We start from the raw sequence: 16799 nt of genomic DNA, 5'->3' as shown, positions 1-16799 counted from the left end.
GGGGCGGAGGCCGGTTACGGCCTCCGCCCCTCCTGCCGATTCGGGGACCTCAAGCCGATCCGGGGGACTTCACCCGGTCCGGGCGTCGGCCCGAGGGGTGCGGAACCGGCTGCGGTACTCCGTCGGCGTCGCGTTCAACCGCCGCCGGAACGCCCGTACCAGCGTGTCCACCGTGCCGAACCCGCAGGCCGTCGCGACGCGTTCGAGAGTGGCGTCGGAGGACTCCAGCTCGTGGCGCGCCTTCTCCACCCGTACGGACTCGATGTAGGCGTACGGGGTCATGCCCAGCTCGGTCTTGAAGAGACGGGTCAGGTGGCGGTCGCTGACGTGCGCGTACGCGGCGAGATCGGCGACCGTGAGCCGGCTGCCGATGGTGCGCAGGATGTGGTGGCGCAGGTCCTCGATGCGCCGCGTCGTCGAGATCTGCTCCAGGGGGACGCTGAACTGGCTCTGGCCGCTCTGCCGCTTCACGTACATCACGAGCTGACGGGCGACGCGGAGCGCGATCTCCTCCCCGAGGTCGTCGGCGACCAGGGCGAGCGACAGGTCGAGGCAGGCGCTGATCCCCGCCCCGGTCCAGACGTCTCCCTCGCGGATGAAGATCGGGTCGGCGTCCACCTCGATCTCCGGGTGCTCGGCGGCGAGCTGGTGCGCGGTCGACCAGTGGGTGGTGGCGCGCTTGCCGTCGAGGAGTCCGGCGGCGGCCAGCAGGTGCGCGCCCACGCACACGGAGGTGACCCGCCGGGTCCGTGCGGCGAGCGTCTTCACCCGCTCCACCAGCTCGGGATCGACCAGGGCGTGGACCCTGCGCTCGCCGTCCAGCTCCACCGACCCGGGGACGACGAGCGTGTCGATGCTCCGCCCGGCGGCCTGGTCGAAGGTGACGTCCGGAAGGATGCGGACCCCGGCGGCCGTTCTGACCGGCTCCGACGAGGCTGCCGCCAGCAGGACCTCGTACGCGGCGGCGTCACCGGCCTCGCGCCGGGCGAGCGAGAACACTTCCGGCGGGCCGGTGACGTCGAGCAGGTCGACGCCCTCGAAGAGCACGATGACGACGAGTCGCCCGGTGTCGGGCACGATCCGGCCTCCTGACCCCGACGAGAGCGCGATGCGCGGGTCCGCCGTGCGGGCGACGTGGTTCGTCGGGGCGGCGGCACGGCATGTCGGTATCTGCATGTTAGACGTCATTGCCGACATGTGCGCTGCCTTCTAGCGTGGATCTCGGCACGTTGCCCGCACAGAGCGGGCCCCACCCCGACACCCCAGGCGGTACACCCATGTCCAGCACCACGCTGCGCGACGTCGTCGGTCTCGACCAGACCCCCGGCACGCTCGCCGACGCGACCCTGATCCTCGTCGACTACCAGAACACCTACACCGAGGGCGTGATGGAGCTGGAGGGCTGGCGGCCCGCCGTGGACAACGCCGCGACCCTGCTGGAGCGCGCCCGCGCGGCCGGGACGCCGGTCCTCCACATCGTCGACCGGGGCTACGACCTCACGTCGGAGGCGGGCCAGATCATCCCCGCCCTGAAGCCCGCTCCGGGCGAGAAGGTCATCGAGAAGAGCTTCCCGAACGGCTTCCAGGACACGGCTCTCGCCGAGGAGGTGGAGAAGGCCGGCCGGAAGAACGTCATCGTCGCCGGGTTCATGACCCACATGTGCACCCTGGCCACCACGCAGGGCGCGTTCGTCAACGGCAACCACGCGACCGTCGTCGCCGACGCCTCGGCCACCCGCCCGCTCCCGCTGAACGGCCGCCCGGACGGCGTTTCGGCCCGGCAGCTCCACGAGTCGGCCCTCGCCACGATCCAGGACCTGTACGGGGTGGTCGTCCCGACCCAGAAGTCCCTGGGCTAGGGGCTTTCCCGGCCGCCGGGGTTTCCGGTTTCCGCCGGCGTTCCGGCTCCTGCCGGTGGGCCGGCCCCCGGCCTCCTGCCGCCTCGTGCCGGTGGGACGGCTTTCAGCGGTCAGGAAGCTCCCTGCCGGGAACCGCGCAGGTCCCACCGGGTCGCGCGAGGGGAGGACCCGGTACGGCTCCGCTACGCGCCGACATGCCGCCACCGGGTCGTTCCCCACCGCGACCCGGTGTTCCGGGACACCAACTACCTAAAGAAACAAGAGAAAAAACCCCACCCGACCCCACCCTCCCGGCGATCTCCTGAGGCATCCCCGGGGCGCTCGGGAGCATCTACGGGCCCGGTCACCCACATGGGTGAGTTTTCCTGACTCGGCTCGCTTTGGGGCCGGTTGTCCGGCATATGCTCGCGCCAGACGACAACCGCACATACGTCGGCCCCCGACCGGGAGTGCAATCCCAACCGAGGGCCTGGCCACCAAGGAAGTCAGGAGCTTCCCGATGGATACCCAGCAGAATACTGCCCTCACCCGCGCCCTCGCAGAGCTTCCCGGACCTCTCCCCGCCCGTGGCGTCGTCCACATCGTCATCCCGCACACCGACCGCTTCACCGTCGTCGGCAACCACCTCGCCCAGCACCCCGGCCTCAGCTGCACCGCCATCGGGATCGCCGTCCGCATCCAGTCCCTGCCCCAGGGAGCGAAAGTCGGCGTCAAGGCCCTCGCCGCCCACTGCCCCGAGGGCGAGAAACGCATCGCCGCCGCCCTGCGCGAACTGGAAGCCGTCGGCTACCTCCACCGCGTCCGCGACCGGCTGCCCAACGGCCGGATCATCACCCGCACCGTCTTCTGCAACCAGCCGACAGCGCTGACACGCCACCCCCACCGCGCAGCCGCCCACCGGCAACCCGTCGCCCCAGACCCTGCCCCGGTACCGGCACCCGGCCCGCCCCGGACACAGACTCAGGCCCCCACCCCCACCCCCACCCCCACCCTCATCCCGGCACAGGCACAGGCCCCGGGCCCGATCCCCGCGCAGACTCAGACCCTGCCCCCGGCCTCCATTCCGGCGCAGGCACAGGTACGGTCCCCGACCCCGCCGCCCGCACCCACAACCACCCGCGCCCCCTCACCCGAACCCGGCATGCCCGCACCGGCCTTAAGCCCAGCCCTTGCCGTACCGCCCCCTTCGGTACCCACCGCGCCCCCGCCGCTCGGCCCGGCCGTCCCCGCACCGGCTCCCTCCGTACCGGTCCCCCACCCCACCGCGCGCAAGCCCCCGCCCCCTCCGCTCCCCCGCCCCCGCGACCACACCCCGGAACTCGACCGCGCCGCCACCGCACTCCTCAGCGACCTACGCCGTAACACACCGGCCCTGACGCTCTCCGAGGACACCATCCGCCAACTCACCCCCGGCGTCGCCGCCTGGCTCGAACGCGACACCCACCCCGACACCATCCGCCACACCCTCACCACCGACCTCCCCCACCCACTCCGCCACCCCGCCAGACTCCTGAAACACCGCCTCACCCACCTCCTCCCCCCGCCACTCCCCCACGCCCACGACCTCACCTCCCCGACCCGGCCCCGCACCGCCGTCACGCCGTTCCAGACCTGTGACGGCTGCGACCGCGCCTTCCGCTCCCTCGCCCCCGGCCACTGCCGCGACTGCCGCGAGGCCCGAGCCGCCGACGCCCCGGCCGCCGCCTGACCGGCCGGCACACATATCGCGTTGATGTCCCGGTCATGCCGCTCGATACGGTCGATCGCCGCGTCGGTCAGCGCCACCGAGGTCACCTCACCGGCCCGCAGGGCACCCATGAGCTTCTCTGCCGAATCGAAAGTCCTGTCCATGAACGCGACGGTATGGACGACGTGTTGAAGCCATAAAGAAACCGCGCGGTGCAAGGAGACCGACACTCCGGCCGTGCGTCGCGTCCACGTACCCGCACTCCGAGCGACGGCGCGCTACTCCGGCGGCGCGCTGTATCGCGCGAGCGTCGCCTTGCTGGTGGAGCCGTCCACCAGCCTCAGCTCCCACGGGCCGGTGTTCACGTCGAAGTCCTTCCCGAAGCCCACCCACTTGCCGGTCATGCGTCGTCCGGTGGGGTCGACCAGAAGCTGAACAGCACCGTGGTACCGGGCCCCGTTGTAGTAGCCGTCCGCAGCCGTCTGCTCGACCCATGTACCCGTGACGACGTTACGGTCCACGGTCAGGTCCAGTGCGAGTGGACTGTCGGGATTGCTACTGGTGCCGGGAAGGCTCTGCGCGGTCAGCCGATTTCCGTGCTGAACGACCACCACGTAGTGCTTGCCCTCGAACGAATCGTCCCGACCCGAGGAGAAGAATTCGTAGCTGCTGAGCCATACACCCGAGAATGTCGCCTCAGCCGCCTGCGCTTCCAGCCGCCCCCGTCCTGCGGCAGAACCGACACCGCTCCCACTCGGCTCCATGTCGTGCCCTCCCTTCCCGTCTGTTCGCACCCGAGCCGTTGGCACAGGCAGGCTGAACCCCAAAGCCTCGACCGGGTGGCCGGTGACCCTTTCTAAGGCTCTGGCGTACACACCCCGAGGTGTCCTGCTCGTCCCGGACTCCCAGCGCTGCACCAGGCGCTTGGAAGCATCGTTGGGCTCGCCCAGCTCCTCGCCTGCCCGGCGGAGTGCTTTGGCGAAGTCGTCCTAACTCATCCGCAGGCCGATGCGTACGGCCCGCAGCAGATCGTTCGGCACAGCGGCAGTCGTCGTCATGACCTCAACGCTAGAGCCAAGAGGCAGCCAATGACACCGGTTTGACGTCCCGGACGAGCCATCAACGTCCCTCAAGTGACGCCTGCACGACGCCCGAAACGCCGTCGTTCGGTCCGACCGAGAGCAGGAACATCAGTCCATCGACCACACCGGGAAGTGGAGGACATAGACATGACGATCACCGACACCACGCAGACCGTGTACGACCGCATCTCCCCGGAGTTGAAGGCTCAGCTCATCTCCATGATCCGCGAGGACTTCTGGCCGGAGCTGACCGACGATCAGGGCGAGCGCGGTATTCGCCAGGTCACGGCGTTCCTCGCCGTCGCCGCGAGCACCACCGAGCGGATGACGCCCAGCCTGCGCGTCGACCTCTTCTGGCACGCTCTCGTACTGCACACCAGGCACTACGCCGAACTCTGCGACACGCTCGGCGGTTTCATCCACCACACCCCCGACCGGGGCAGCGGCCACAGCCCCGCCGACGGGCGGGTGGCGATGCTCCGGACAGCCGAGATGATCCGGTCGGCCGGGTTCGACGTGGACCCGGAATTCTGGCCGGTCAACGGCGCGGCCGACTGCACCCAGAGCTACGCGGGCTGCTCCGACAGCCCCGTCGCCAAGTAGCCGCGCCCCGAACGGCGTTCTCCCACCGCACGCCTCAGCCGCCCGGTATCGTTCCGGGCGGCTGTCGCCCTGAGAAGAACGGACAGGTCGTGACTGACGCGCGTAGCACTGCCTGGGACACGTACTCCCGGGACAAGCCTCAACGGCGGAGGACCAACGCCAAGGGGGAGACCACTTGGTTCAACTGGAGCCAGTACCCGGACCACGGCCCCGGGGCCGAGGTGCTCGCTCTGCGGCCCGGAGACAGCGTGCTTGATCTCGGGTGCGGTTCCGGTGGTAACACCGCCCACTTGGCAACGCTCGGCATGACGTCCGTAGGAGTCGACCTCTCCGCCAAGCAACTCGACAAGGCACGGGAGCGGTGGTCCGGAGTGGGTGGGATGGAGCTACGTCAGTCCGACGCCCTCACCTACCTCGGGAGCTCTTCCAGGGTCTTCGACGCGATGTACAGCGTGTTCGGCGCGGCCTGGTTCACCGACCCTGCGCTCCTGTTGCCGACCGTTCACGCGCATCTCAAGCCGAGCGGTGTGTTCGCCTTCTCCCAGAGGCCCCCGGTCGAAGGGTGCTACGGCTGCCAAGCGTCATACATCCCGCGCGGGCCCGACGAAGACCCCGCAGTCGTCAAGCGGTGGGACTACGAGCCCGGTGCATGGGAGCTGATCCTCAAGGAGCACGGCTACGTGGACGTGTCAGCATCCGTGATCCCGCCGCCCTCAGAAAGCCGGCGCACGGGCACGCTGCTCGTGCGCGCCGTTCGCGGCAGCCGGGCGGCCCGCTCCGGACAGCGGTGAGGGGCGGGGGCTCTGGAAACCGCCCAGGCCCACCGCCCCTGTACCGCCCAGGAGTTACTTGACGATCGTGATGCGGTCCGTCGCCGGCGGGGCCAGCGGAGAGGCGGCCGTGGAGTGGGCCGCCAGGTAGGCGTTGAACAGGTCCAGGTCGGACGCACCGACCAGCTTGTTCGTGCCCTGGCCGAGCGCCGGGAAGCCGTCTCCGCCGCCCGCGAGGAACTCGTTCATCGCGACGCGGTAGGTGCGCGCCGGGTCGATCGCCTCACCGTTCAGCTTGATGGAGTCGGTGACGACGCGGGCCGCGCCCGACTTCGTCAGGTCGAGGGTGTAGGTGAGGCCCCTGGAGACCTGGAGGATCTTCGGGCTGGCCTCGTTGGAGCCGCTGACCTGCTGCTGGAGCGCGGCGACCAGCCGGGCGCCGGTCAGGTCCACGACGTTCATCATGTTGGTGAACGGCTGCACGGTGAACGCCTCGCCGTACGTGACGACCCCGTCGCCCTCACTGCCCGATGCCTTGTGCACCAGGTCCGCGCGGATACCGCCCGGGTTCATGAACGCGACTTCCGCGCCGCCCTTGTCGGCCGGTGCGAGCCCTTCGAGCTGGGCGTCCGCGATGACGTTGCCGAGCGGCTTCTCCAGGGCGGTGGAGCCGCGGCCGTTGATGTCGGCGCTGATCCACCCCTGCGGCCGGTTCGCGATCGGGGCGGCGAGCTTGTTCCAGCGGTCGATCAGGCGCGTCATGTCGGCGGCCTTGGGCTGGTCCCGGGTCACGACGTGGTTCGCGGACTTCACCGACGTACGGACGATGTCCTTGGTGCGGCGGTCGTAGGTGAGCGTGGTGTCCGTGTACAGCTTGCCGAACGACGAGGCCGAGGTGACCATGCGCGGCCGGCCGGACGGGTCCGGGACGGTGCAGACGTACGCCTGGTGGGTGTGGCCCGTGACCAGGGCGTCCACCTTCGGCGTGATGCCCTTGGCGATGTCGACGATCGGGCCGGAGATGCCGTCGCCCGCGCCGGGGCTGTCGCAGTCGTAGTTGTACGAGGTGGAGGCCGGGGCCCCGCCCTCGTGGATCAGCGCGACGATGGACTTGACGCCCTGGCGGTCCAACTCGCGGGCGTACTTGTTGATCGTCTCGACCTCGTCGTGGAACTTCAGGCCCTTGACGCCGTTGGCGGTGACGATGTCCGGGGTGCCCTCCAGGGTCACGCCGATGAAGCCGATCTTGACGCCGTTCTTCTTCCAGACCGTGTACGGCTTCAGCAGCGGCTTGCCGGTCTTCTCCTTGGTCACGTTGGCCGCGAGGTAGGGGAAGTCCGCGCCCTCGAACTCCTCGCCCTTCTCGTAGCAGCCCTCGACCGGGTGGCAGCCGCCGTTCTGGAGGCGGGCCAGCTCGGTCGCGCCCTCGTCGAACTCGTGGTTGCCGACCGCCGAGACGTCGAGGTCGAGCTTGTTCAGCGCCTCGATCGTCGGCTCGTCGTGGAAGAGGCCCGACAGGAGGGGGCTCGCGCCGACCATGTCGCCGCCGGCCGCCGTGACGGAGTACGGGTTGCCCTTGCGCGCGGTGCGCAGCGAGGTGGCCAGGTACTCGACGCCGCCGGCCGGGATCGCCTTCACCGTGCCGTCGGGCTGCTTCTCGGAGACGTTGCCCGCCGAACCGGCCGGCGGCTCCAGGTTGCCGTGCAGGTCGTTGAAGGACAGCAACTGCACATCGACGGTACGGGGCTTGTGGCCGTGCCCGCGGTCATGGGCGTCGGCCGGCATCGCGGCGACGAGCGCGCCCGTGGTGGCCAGCCCGGCCGCGACGGCGAGTACCCGCCGTGTCGTGCGGTTCTTCTGCGGAGTCGCTGACATCGGTCCCCTTGTGTGTCCGTGGTGGAGGTGTCACAGGCGCCGTCGATGCCGTGTATGTCACCGTTTGGCGCGTATGACGGCGCACTTCGGGAAGCCTGCGTGCCGCAGCCTAGAGTCAACGCGCGTAGCGCAACAGGTGTTCGGGGTTACGACCTGGTTGCCATCCGGCCAAACGGAGGCAGCGAACCGGCCATCTTCGCGGCGCGTCCCGCCCGGCGGACCCGCTCGGGCGGGACGTGCGGCCCGGCGGCGCGGCGGCCGTACCGATGGCCCCCCGGACGCTCCGGCGCACTCGCCGCACCCGGCCCCCCTCCCCTTACGCTCGGACGCATGACGACTGACGCACCCCTTCCCGCCCCCGGACGCGAGATCCTGACCTTCGACGCGCTCGACTCCGCGCAGGCGGACGCCGTCCTCGCCCTGCTCGCCGAGGCCGCCCGCTCCGACGGCCGGCAGGCGGTGTCCGAGCAGGGCAGACTCCGCATCCGGGGCGGCCACCGCGAGGGCGTACGGCACTTCCTGCTCACCGTCGACGGGACGCTCGCCGGGTACGCCCAACTGGAGGACGTCGACCCCGTCGAGGCCCCGGCGGCCGAGCTGGTCGTCCACCCCGACCGGCGCGGCAACGGGCACGGCCGGGCGCTCGGCGCGGCGCTCCTCGCCGCGACCGGCAAGCGGCTGCGGGTCTGGGCGCACGGCGGCAGCGCAGCCGCCCGCCATCTGGCCCAGGTCCTCGGCCTCTCCCTCTTCCGCGAGCTGCGCCAGCTCCGCCGTGGCCTGGTCCCGCTCGACCTGGCCGAACCGGTGCTGCCCGAGGGCGTCGGCGTCCGGACCTTCGAGCCGGGCCGGGACGATGCCGCCTGGCTCGCGGTGAACCGCGCCGCCTTCGCCCACCACCCCGAGCAGGGCTCCCTGACCCAGCAGGACCTGGACGACCGGAAGGCGGAGCCCTGGTTCGACCCGAAGGGCTTCTTCCTGGCCGAGCGGGACGGGGAGATCGTCGGCTTCCACTGGACGAAGGTGCACGCCCGGGAGCGGCTCGGCGAGGTGTACGTGGTCGGGGTGGCGCCCGACGCCCAGGGCGGCGGCCTCGGCAAGGCGCTGACCTCGATCGGGCTGCACCACCTGGCGTCCGAGGGGCTGCCCACCGCGATGCTCTACGTCGACGCGGACAACACGGTGGCCGTGGCGGTGTACGAGCGGATGGGCTTCACCACGCACGAGGTGGATCTGATGTACCGCACGGAGTCCTGAGGCCGTCGCCCGGGGCGACACCTTCCATCGTTTGGGCGGCGCAGAAGACGGCCACCTGGCGTCGAAGAAAAACTGTCGTGGCGGGAGTAGACATTCCCCGTCCGACGGGTCTAACATTTTCCTCGTAGCCAAAGGAAGCACAGCGCGGCAGACACGAACTGCCGCGCACGCAGGTCAGAGCAGTAGCGGAACGGCAGTGGAGCGGGAGAGCCGGAACCGATGGGTTCTCCCCCTGACTGCCGGGCCAGCGGCCCCAGGGGTCGCACGCAGTACCGCAGTACCAGCAGTACCGCAGTAGCAGTAAGAAAGCGCAGCAACGAGAAGAGATAAGGAGCAGACGCCATCAGGATCGCCTGAGCGAGGAAGTCGTCCGCTCGGGTACCGCAGACCCCGGAACGGAAGGTGGTCCCCGGTCACGCATCCGCGATCCCCGCTCCCCCGCCCCTTCGGGCGGCCGGGCGGAACAAGAAGGCCGGCCAGGTCGGCCGGCAGATGGTGTTGAAAGCTCGGGGCCCGAGCGCCGCACGGCGCTCGGGCCCCCCGACGTGTTCCCGGAAGAAGAGGTGCTATGCCCCCTCGCAGTACCCGCCCCGCCGACAAGTTCGACGACGACGACTATCCCGCCTACACCATGGGCCGGGCCGCCGAGATGCTCGGCGCCTCCCCCGCCTTCCTCCGCTCGCTGGGTGAGAACCGGCTGATCACCCCGCTGCGCTCCGAGGGAGGCCACCGCCGTTACTCCCGCTACCAGCTGCGCATCGCCGCCCGCGCCCGGGAACTGGTCGACGGGGGCACGAAGATCGAGGACGCCTGCCGCATCGTCATCCTCGAGGACCAGCTGGAAGAGGCACAGCGCATCAACGAGGAGCTGCGCGCGTCCCGCGCGTCGGCTTCGCCGGCCACGTAACCGCCTGCCCGGTCGGCCGCTCGGCCGGCACGACCACCCCTCTCCGGACCCCCCGCGGGGCGGCGTCACTTGACGCCGCCCCCTTTTTACACCACCCTTTCACTACTCAATTAGTGAAAGGGTGGTGGAGCACATGGCAGCCGAGTCCGCAGCGGTCGAGTTCCGCATCGACCGGCGCAGCGGCGTCGCCACCTATCTCCAGATCGTCCAGCAGACGAAGCAGGCCCTGCGCCTGGGCGTACTCGAACCGGGCGACCGGCTGCCGACCGCCCGCGAGGTCGTGGAAGCCACCGCGATCAACCCGAACACGGTCCTCAAGGCCTACCGGGAACTGGAGCGCGAAGGACTGGTCGAGGCGCGGCGCGGGCTCGGCACCTTCGTCCGCCGGACGCTGGGCGGTGCGGCCGAGGCGTCCGCCGCCGACGCGCCGCTGCGCACCGAACTCGCCGACTGGGCCCGCCGGGCCCGGGCGGCCGGCCTGGAGAAGGACGACGTCAGCGCGCTCTTCACCGCCGTACTGGACAGCACGTACAAGGGGGACCAGGAACGATGACCGGCATCGCGATCGAGGCACACGGCCTCGGAAGGACCTACGGGCGCGGGGGCGGCGGCCACCGCGCCCTGCACGACTGCTCGTTCCGGCTGCCCACGGGCCGTGTCTGCGCCCTCGTCGGACCCAACGGCGCGGGCAAGTCCACCCTGTTGAACCTGGCCGCCGGGCTGGACCGCCCCACCGCCGGGTCGCTCGCCGTCCTCGGCTCCACGCACCCCGGCGACGTACGCGACCGCGTCGCCTTCGTCCCCCAGGACAAACCCCTCTACCCGCAGCTCACCGTCGCCGACACCCTGTGGGCCGGAGGCGATCTGAACCCCGGGCGCTGGGACCGGGCCACCGCCGACCGGATCGCCGCCCCCCTGCCCCCGAAGGCCCGCGTGCGCTCCCTCTCCGGCGGGCAGCGCACCCGCCTGGCCCTGGCCCTCGCCCTCGGCAAGCGGCCCGAACTGATGCTGCTGGACGAGCCGATGGCCGACCTCGACCCGCTCGCCCGGCATGAGCTGATGGGCGTCCTGATGGCGGAGACCGCCGAGCACGGCACCACGATCGTCATGTCCTCGCACATCCTCACCGAGCTGGAGGGCGCCTGCGACTACCTGCTGTTCGTGGACGGCGGGCGCGTCCGGCTCGGCGGCGAGGCCGAGGACATCGTCGCCGCCCACGCCCTGCTCACCGGCCGGGCCCAGGACCTCTCCCCGCACACCGTCGTCGAGTCCCGTACGACGGGCCGTCAGCTCACCGCGCTCGTACGGAGGGAGGGCCCGGTGGACACCGCCGCGTGGACCGTCACCCAGCCGTCCCTGGAGGAACTGCTGCTCGCCCACCTCCGCTCCCCGGACGCCCCGCCGCTGCTCACCCCGAGCGCCGGTGCCCTGTCCGGCGGGGTCCGTGAGGCGGTGGCGTCCGCATGAGCACGAACACCCTGACGCCCCCGAAGCCCGACACCGCCAAGGGGCCCGGGGCCTCCCTGCGCGGGTCCGTCCGCGTGCTGCTGCGCGTCCACCGCAGACCGCTACGGGCCGTGGTGGCCGCCGTACTGCTGTGGATCCTCGGCATGGCCGGCATCGAGTGGTGGTCCCACCGCATCGCCGAGGAGTACGCCGCCTCCGGCTGCTCCGTCGAGCACACGGTGACGGGCTGCGGCGACACCGTGCGTGATTACCTCGACAGCCGACTGCGGCTGAAGGGCGTCCAGAGCGGGACGTGGCTGTTGACGATGGCCCTGCCCGCCGCTTTCGGCGCCTTCATCGCGGGCCCGGCCCTCGCCCGCGAGCTGGAGAGCGGCACCTTCCGGCTCGCCTGGTCGCAGTCGGTCCCGCCCTCCCGCTGGCTGGCCGCGAAGCTCCTCGTCCCCGCGGTGCTCGCCGTGGCCACCACTTCCGCGCTGGCGACCGCCTCCTGGTGGTTCTGGTCCCGCCACGGCGACTCTCCGTACCCCAGCGCGTGGTTCGAGCGGTCCGTGTACGGGGCTGTCGGGACGGTCCCCGTCGCCCACGCGCTCTTCGGCCTCGCCCTCGGCGCCTTGACGGGGCTCCTGGTGCGGCGCACGGTGGCGGCGATGGCCGCGACCGCCATCGGGTACGGCCTGGTGCTGCTGGCCGTCGACACCGTGCGCGCCGGCCTGTGGCCGACGAGGACCGACGTCTTCCCCGTACGCGGCGACCACGCGTTCCCGCCGCGGGCGTGGTCGGTCGCGGAGGGCTATGCGACGAGCGCGGGCGAGCGGATTCCGGTCGATGCCTGCCTCCTGTCGCAGGACGACCTCGGGGACTGCCTGGCCTCCCTCGGCGCCTCCGAGCGGTACCACGACTACCACCCCGCCTCCCACTTCTGGCCCCTCCAGCTCGTCGAGACCGGCATCCTGCTCGCTCTCGCCGCCCTCGCCGTGTTCGCCGCCTTCCGGGTCCTGCGCCGCCTGCACGGCTGACCCCGGCCGATCCGGCCCCCGTCCCGCCGTCCGGGCCCCACGAGGGGTGGGCCCGGACGGCGGCCCCGTACCCGCGACCGTCACGTACAGTCACCGCACGACCGACCCGCAGGCACACCGCTTCCTGTACGTCATGTCGCCGTTACCGGCCATTCAGACGCTCTTGCGACCCTCACGGGATGCAGCCAGCTCTGCCCGCCCCCCGCCGCAACGGGAAAGCCCGGCGTGACGCCTCTGCGGGCTCACCCGGCCGTGACCCCGGGTTTCCCGGGCCTTCCGCGATCTTTCCCGGCTCCGACGCGCCTGAGGAGCGCTCCGCGCGGAAGAATAGGTCCATGAGCCAGCAGCCCAGCTCCGAGGTCCCGGTCCAGCCCGCCGCCCAGCCGTCCGTCGGCTCACTCGCCGCGCACCGGCCGCACGCCACGCCCGCCTCCCGCGGGGTCGGCTTCTCCACCGCCGCCGACCTCGATCCCGATCTGGACGCCGACGCCGACGCGTACGAGCCCGACCGGGACGGCGACGAGCTGCCCCAGGGCCGCTTCCTGGACCGCGAACGCAGCTGGCTCGCGTTCAACGAACGGGTCCTGGAGCTGGCCGAGGACCCGAGCACGCCCATTCTGGAGCGGGCCAACTTCCTCGCCATCTTCGCCTCGAACCTGGACGAGTTCTTCATGGTCCGGGTGGCCGGCCTCAAGCGCCGCATCGCCACGGGCGTCGCCACCCGCTCCGCCTCCGGCCTCCAGCCGCGCGAGGTCCTGGACCTCATCTGGACCCGCTCGCGCGAGCTCATGGCCCGGCACGCCGCCTGCTTCCAGGACATCTGCCCGGACCTCTCCGACGAGGGCATCCAGCTGATCCGCTGGCCGGACCTGACCGAGAAGGAGCAGGCCCGCCTGTTCACCTTCTTCCGGCAGCGCGTCTTCCCGGTCCTGACCCCGCTGGCCGTCGACCCCGCCCACCCGTTCCCGTACATCTCCGGGCTCTCCCTCAACCTCGCGGTCGTCGTCCGCAACCCGGTCAGCGGCCACCGCCACTTCGCCCGGGTCAAGGTCCCGCCGCTGCTGACCCGCTTCCTGGAGGCGTCGCCGCAGCGGTACGTGCCCATCGAGGACGTCATCGCGGCCCACCTGGAGGAGCTGTTCCCCGGGATGGAGGTGCTGGCGCACCACATGTTCCGGGTCACCAGGAACGAGGACCTGGAGGTCGAGGAGGACGACACGGAGAACCTCCTCCAGGCCCTGGAGAAGGAGCTGATGCGCCGCCGCTTCGGCCCCCCGGTCCGACTGGAGGTCGAGGAGTCCATCGACCCGTACGTCCTGGACCTGCTGGTCCGCGAGCTGAAGGTGTCCGACGCCGAGGTCTACCCGCTGCCCGGCCCGCTCGACCTCACCGGCCTGTTCGCCATCGCCTCGCTGGACCGGCCGGAGCTGAAGTACCCCAAGTTCATCGCGGGCACCCACCGGGACCTGGCCGAGGTGGAGTCCGCCTCCGCGCCCGACGTCTTCGCCGCCCTGCGCGAGAGGGATGTGCTGCTCCACCACCCGTACGACTCGTTCTCCACCTCCGTCCAGGCGTTCCTGGAGCAGGCGGCGGGCGACCCGGACGTGCTGGCCATCAAGCAGACCCTGTACCGCACCTCCGGCGACTCCCCCATAGTGGACGCCCTGATCGACGCGGCCGAGTCCGGCAAGCAGGTGCTCGTCCTCGTCGAGATCAAGGCCCGCTTCGACGAGCAGGCCAACATCAAGTGGGCCCGCAAACTGGAGGAGGCGGGCTGCCACGTCGTCTACGGGCTCGTCGGGCTCAAGACGCACTGCAAGCTCTCCCTCGTCGTCCGCCAGGAGGGCGACACACTGCGCCGCTACTCCCACGTCGGCACCGGCAACTACCACCCCAAGACGGCCCGGCTCTACGAGGACCTCGGCCTGCTCACGGCGGACCCGCAGGTCGGGGCGGACCTCTCCGACCTGTTCAACCGGCTCTCCGGCTACTCCCGCCGCGAGACCTACCGCCGTCTCCTGGTCGCCCCCAAGTCGCTGCGCGACGGGCTGATCGCCCGCATCAACAAGGAGATCGCCCACCACCGCGCGGGCCGCCCCGCCTACGTGCGGTTCAAGGTCAACTCGATGGTCGACGAAGCGATCATCGACGCCTGCTACCGGGCGGCCCGGGCGGGCGTCCCCGTCGACATCTGGGTGCGCGGGATCTGCGCGATCCGGCCGGGCGTCACCGGGCTCTCGGAGAACATCCGGGTCCGCTCGGTGCTCGGCCGCTTCCTCGAACACTCCCGGGTCTTCTCCTTCGGCAACGGAGGCGAACCCGAGGTGTGGTTCGGCAGCGCCGACATGATGCACCGCAACCTCGACCGCCGGATCGAAGCCCTGGTCCGGGTCACCGACCCCGCCCACCGCGCCGCGCTCAGCCGACTCCTGGAGACCGGCATGGCCGACACCACCGCCTCCTGGCACCTGGGCCCCGACGGGGAATGGACCCGCCACGCCACGGACGCGGACGGGCAGCCCCTGCGGCACGTCCAGGAAATGCTCATCGAAGCCCGGAGGCGCAGGCGTGCGACGCCCTGACCAGCAGACGACGACCCGGCCCACGCCGGACGCGGCCCCCGGCGCCCGCCCGGACCCGCCGTGGCCCGCCGAGGCCGCCGGGGCGGGGCGCGGGGGAACCGCGGCCTCCGGCACCGGCCCCGCCGACCCCGTCGGGGAGCCGACCGCCCGGCCCGCCGGGACCGGCCGCTCCGCTTGTGTCCGTCCCGCCCCCCTCGGGGAGCCGACCGCGGAGGGGCGCCTCGCGCCCTACCTCCGGGGCCAGGCCGCCGAGTTCCTGCGCAGCCTGCGCCTGCACCACGAGTACAGCGCCCCGGTGGACGCGGGCGGCCACGACGCCGCCGAGGCCGCCCGCGCGCTGCGCCGGGCGGCCCGCCGGATCGGCGGCTCCCTGCACACCTTCCGGGCCGCGCTCGACCCGCACTGGGCCGACCAGCTCCGCGCCGAGCTGGCCTGGCTCACCGGCGTCCTGGCCCGCGAACACGCCTACGCCAACCGGCTGACCCGGCTCGTCGACGCCCTGCACCAGCTCTCCGGTCCGGCCCTGCCCGCCGCCCGGGGCGTCCGCGCCGCCGGGGAGGGCGCCGCGGACGACGCCCAGGGCCGCGCCGCCCTCGGGGTCGGGGCCGCACGGGCCGCGGCCCTGCTGGAGCGCCGCCTCACCCTCGCCCGGACCCGGTCCCACTCCGCGGCCCTCCAGGCGCTCGGCTCCTCCCGCTTCCACGCGATCGCCGACGCCGTCGCGCTCCTGGCCTCCGAGGTCCCGCCGGCCCCCGGCCACGCGGGCCGGGCCGCCGGCGCCTCCCTCCGGGAGCCGGCCGAGCGCGCCGAACAACGCCTGCTCACCGCCGTCGCCGCCCTCCCGCCCGACGACACGGAGCCGTACAACGAGGCGCAGGACGCGGCCTGGCACCAGGCCCGCCTGCTGCTGCGGCTGCACCGGTACGCCCACGAGGTCGTCCTCGGCGCCGCCGACCCGGACCTGACCGCCCCGGGCCGCGCCCTCGACCTGCACCGGGACGCCGTGGAGGCGGCCGACGCGGCGGCGGCCGCCGCCCGCACCCCCCGGATCGCCCCGGCCACGGCGTACGCGCTGGGCGTCCTCCACGCGGACCAGCGCCACGAGGTGGAGTCGGCGCGGGCGGAATTCCGGAAGACCTGGCCGTACGCCACGGCCCTGAGGGCCCCATGAGCGGGGGCCGGGCGCGCCGCGCCTGCGGGGAGCACGCCGCGCGGCAGGACGCCGTCCTGGCGGCGGGCTGTGTCCTGTGGCGGCGCGCCCCGGACGGGGACGGGGTGGAGGTCTGCCTGGTCCACCGGCCCCGCTACGACGACTGGTCCTTCCCGAAGGGCAAGCTGAAACGCGGCGAGGCCGCGCGGGACGCCGCCGTACGGGAGGTGCTGGAGGAGACCGGCCACCACTGCGCCCTGGGCGCACCGCTGCCGACCTCCCGCTACCCGGTGGAGGGGCGGCCCAAGGAGGTCGCCTACTGGGCGGCGGAGGCGACGGGCGGCTCGTTCACCGCCAACGACGAGGTGGACCGCATCCTGTGGCTGCCCCCCGAGGACGCCCGCGTACGGCTCACCCGGCCCCGCGACGTCCGGCAGCTCACCGCGCTCCTGGCCGTCCTGCCCGCGCCCTGACCCTCGCGCCGCCCCGGGGGCCGCGACCGCCCCGGGCGGCGCGTCGCCCCCGAGCGCCGCGGCCGCCCCCCGGC

Annotated in this window: 15 protein-coding genes; 12 read left to right on the top strand and 3 right to left on the bottom strand. The window is 72.1% G+C overall.

Features of this window, described 5'->3' with window-relative positions; translation table 11 throughout:
* Window positions 1-69: 69 nt before the first annotated feature.
* Entirely contained in the window at window positions 70-1077 is a 1008-nt protein-coding gene (locus tag AMK24_RS24560) for a GlxA family transcriptional regulator (RefSeq protein WP_073771043.1), read from the bottom strand.
* Between the two features lie 200 nt (window positions 1078-1277).
* On the opposite strand from AMK24_RS24560, the gene AMK24_RS24555 reads away from it, so the two are divergent.
* Together AMK24_RS24555 and AMK24_RS24550 are read left to right on the top strand one after the other, a co-directional pair.
* Window positions 1278-1859 (top strand): cysteine hydrolase family protein, encoded by a 582-nt coding sequence (locus tag AMK24_RS24555; RefSeq protein WP_073771042.1) that lies wholly within the window; start codon window positions 1278-1280, stop codon window positions 1857-1859.
* A 499-nt stretch (window positions 1860-2358) separates the two neighbouring features.
* Window positions 2359-3567 (top strand): hypothetical protein, encoded by a 1209-nt coding sequence (locus AMK24_RS24550; RefSeq protein WP_073771041.1) that lies wholly within the window; start codon window positions 2359-2361, stop codon window positions 3565-3567.
* A gap of 257 nt (window positions 3568-3824) precedes the next feature.
* Here the strand turns inward: AMK24_RS24550 and AMK24_RS24545 are convergent, their stop codons facing one another.
* Window positions 3825-4496, bottom strand: a complete 672-nt coding sequence (locus tag AMK24_RS24545) for an XRE family transcriptional regulator (protein ID WP_242435244.1) — start codon at window positions 4494-4496, stop codon at window positions 3825-3827.
* A gap of 279 nt (window positions 4497-4775) precedes the next feature.
* Here AMK24_RS24545 and AMK24_RS24540 point away from each other — a divergent pair, with 279 nt between their 5' ends.
* On the top strand, window positions 4776-5231 hold the full coding sequence (locus AMK24_RS24540; protein WP_073771040.1) for a glycine-rich domain-containing protein: 456 nt from the start codon (window positions 4776-4778) through the stop codon (window positions 5229-5231).
* An 89-nt stretch (window positions 5232-5320) separates the two neighbouring features.
* On the top strand, window positions 5321-6022 hold the full coding sequence (locus AMK24_RS24535; protein WP_073771039.1) for a class I SAM-dependent methyltransferase: 702 nt from the start codon (window positions 5321-5323) through the stop codon (window positions 6020-6022).
* Between the two features lie 54 nt (window positions 6023-6076).
* Here AMK24_RS24535 and AMK24_RS24530 read toward each other — a convergent pair whose 3' ends face one another.
* Entirely contained in the window at window positions 6077-7876 is a 1800-nt protein-coding gene (locus tag AMK24_RS24530) for a bifunctional metallophosphatase/5'-nucleotidase (RefSeq protein ID WP_073771038.1), read from the bottom strand.
* Between the two features lie 330 nt (window positions 7877-8206).
* Between AMK24_RS24530 and mshD the strand changes: the two genes are divergently transcribed.
* From mshD to AMK24_RS24490, 8 genes are all read left to right on the top strand, one after another.
* Window positions 8207-9130 (top strand): mycothiol synthase, encoded by a 924-nt coding sequence (gene mshD / locus AMK24_RS24525; RefSeq protein WP_073771037.1) that lies wholly within the window; start codon window positions 8207-8209, stop codon window positions 9128-9130.
* A 568-nt stretch (window positions 9131-9698) separates the two neighbouring features.
* Window positions 9699-10037: a MerR family transcriptional regulator gene (locus tag AMK24_RS24520; RefSeq protein ID WP_073771036.1), complete on the top strand. Its 339-nt coding sequence runs from the start codon at window positions 9699-9701 to the stop codon at window positions 10035-10037.
* 133 nt (window positions 10038-10170) lie between these two features.
* Window positions 10171-10590: a GntR family transcriptional regulator gene (locus AMK24_RS24515; protein ID WP_073771035.1), complete on the top strand. Its 420-nt coding sequence runs from the start codon at window positions 10171-10173 to the stop codon at window positions 10588-10590.
* A complete protein-coding gene (locus AMK24_RS24510; protein ID WP_073771034.1) occupies window positions 10587-11504 on the top strand; it encodes an ABC transporter ATP-binding protein in 918 nt (305 codons plus the stop codon). Before AMK24_RS24515 ends, AMK24_RS24510 begins: the two co-directional genes overlap by 4 nt.
* On the top strand, window positions 11501-12520 hold the full coding sequence (locus AMK24_RS24505; protein WP_073771033.1) for an ABC transporter permease subunit: 1020 nt from the start codon (window positions 11501-11503) through the stop codon (window positions 12518-12520). The genes AMK24_RS24510 and AMK24_RS24505 overlap by 4 nt, the downstream gene beginning before the upstream one ends.
* Window positions 12521-12855: 335 nt before the next feature.
* Window positions 12856-15102, top strand: coding sequence for an RNA degradosome polyphosphate kinase (locus AMK24_RS24500; protein WP_073771032.1), 2247 nt, complete (start codon window positions 12856-12858; stop codon window positions 15100-15102).
* The gene (locus AMK24_RS24495) at window positions 15089-16273 is read left to right on the top strand and encodes a CHAD domain-containing protein (RefSeq protein WP_073771031.1); all 1185 of its coding nucleotides are present in this window, start codon (window positions 15089-15091) and stop codon (window positions 16271-16273) included. The genes AMK24_RS24500 and AMK24_RS24495 overlap by 14 nt, the downstream gene beginning before the upstream one ends.
* Entirely contained in the window at window positions 16270-16725 is a 456-nt protein-coding gene (locus AMK24_RS24490) for an NUDIX hydrolase (RefSeq protein WP_073771030.1), read from the top strand. The genes AMK24_RS24495 and AMK24_RS24490 overlap by 4 nt, the downstream gene beginning before the upstream one ends.
* Window positions 16726-16799 lie beyond the last annotated feature (74 nt).

It is taken from the genome of Streptomyces sp. CB02366 (genome assembly GCF_001905905.1).
In the GTDB taxonomy this organism is placed as follows: Bacteria; Actinomycetota; Actinomycetes; order Streptomycetales; family Streptomycetaceae; genus Streptomyces.
This window is presented reverse-complemented; position numbering and strand designations above follow the sequence as displayed.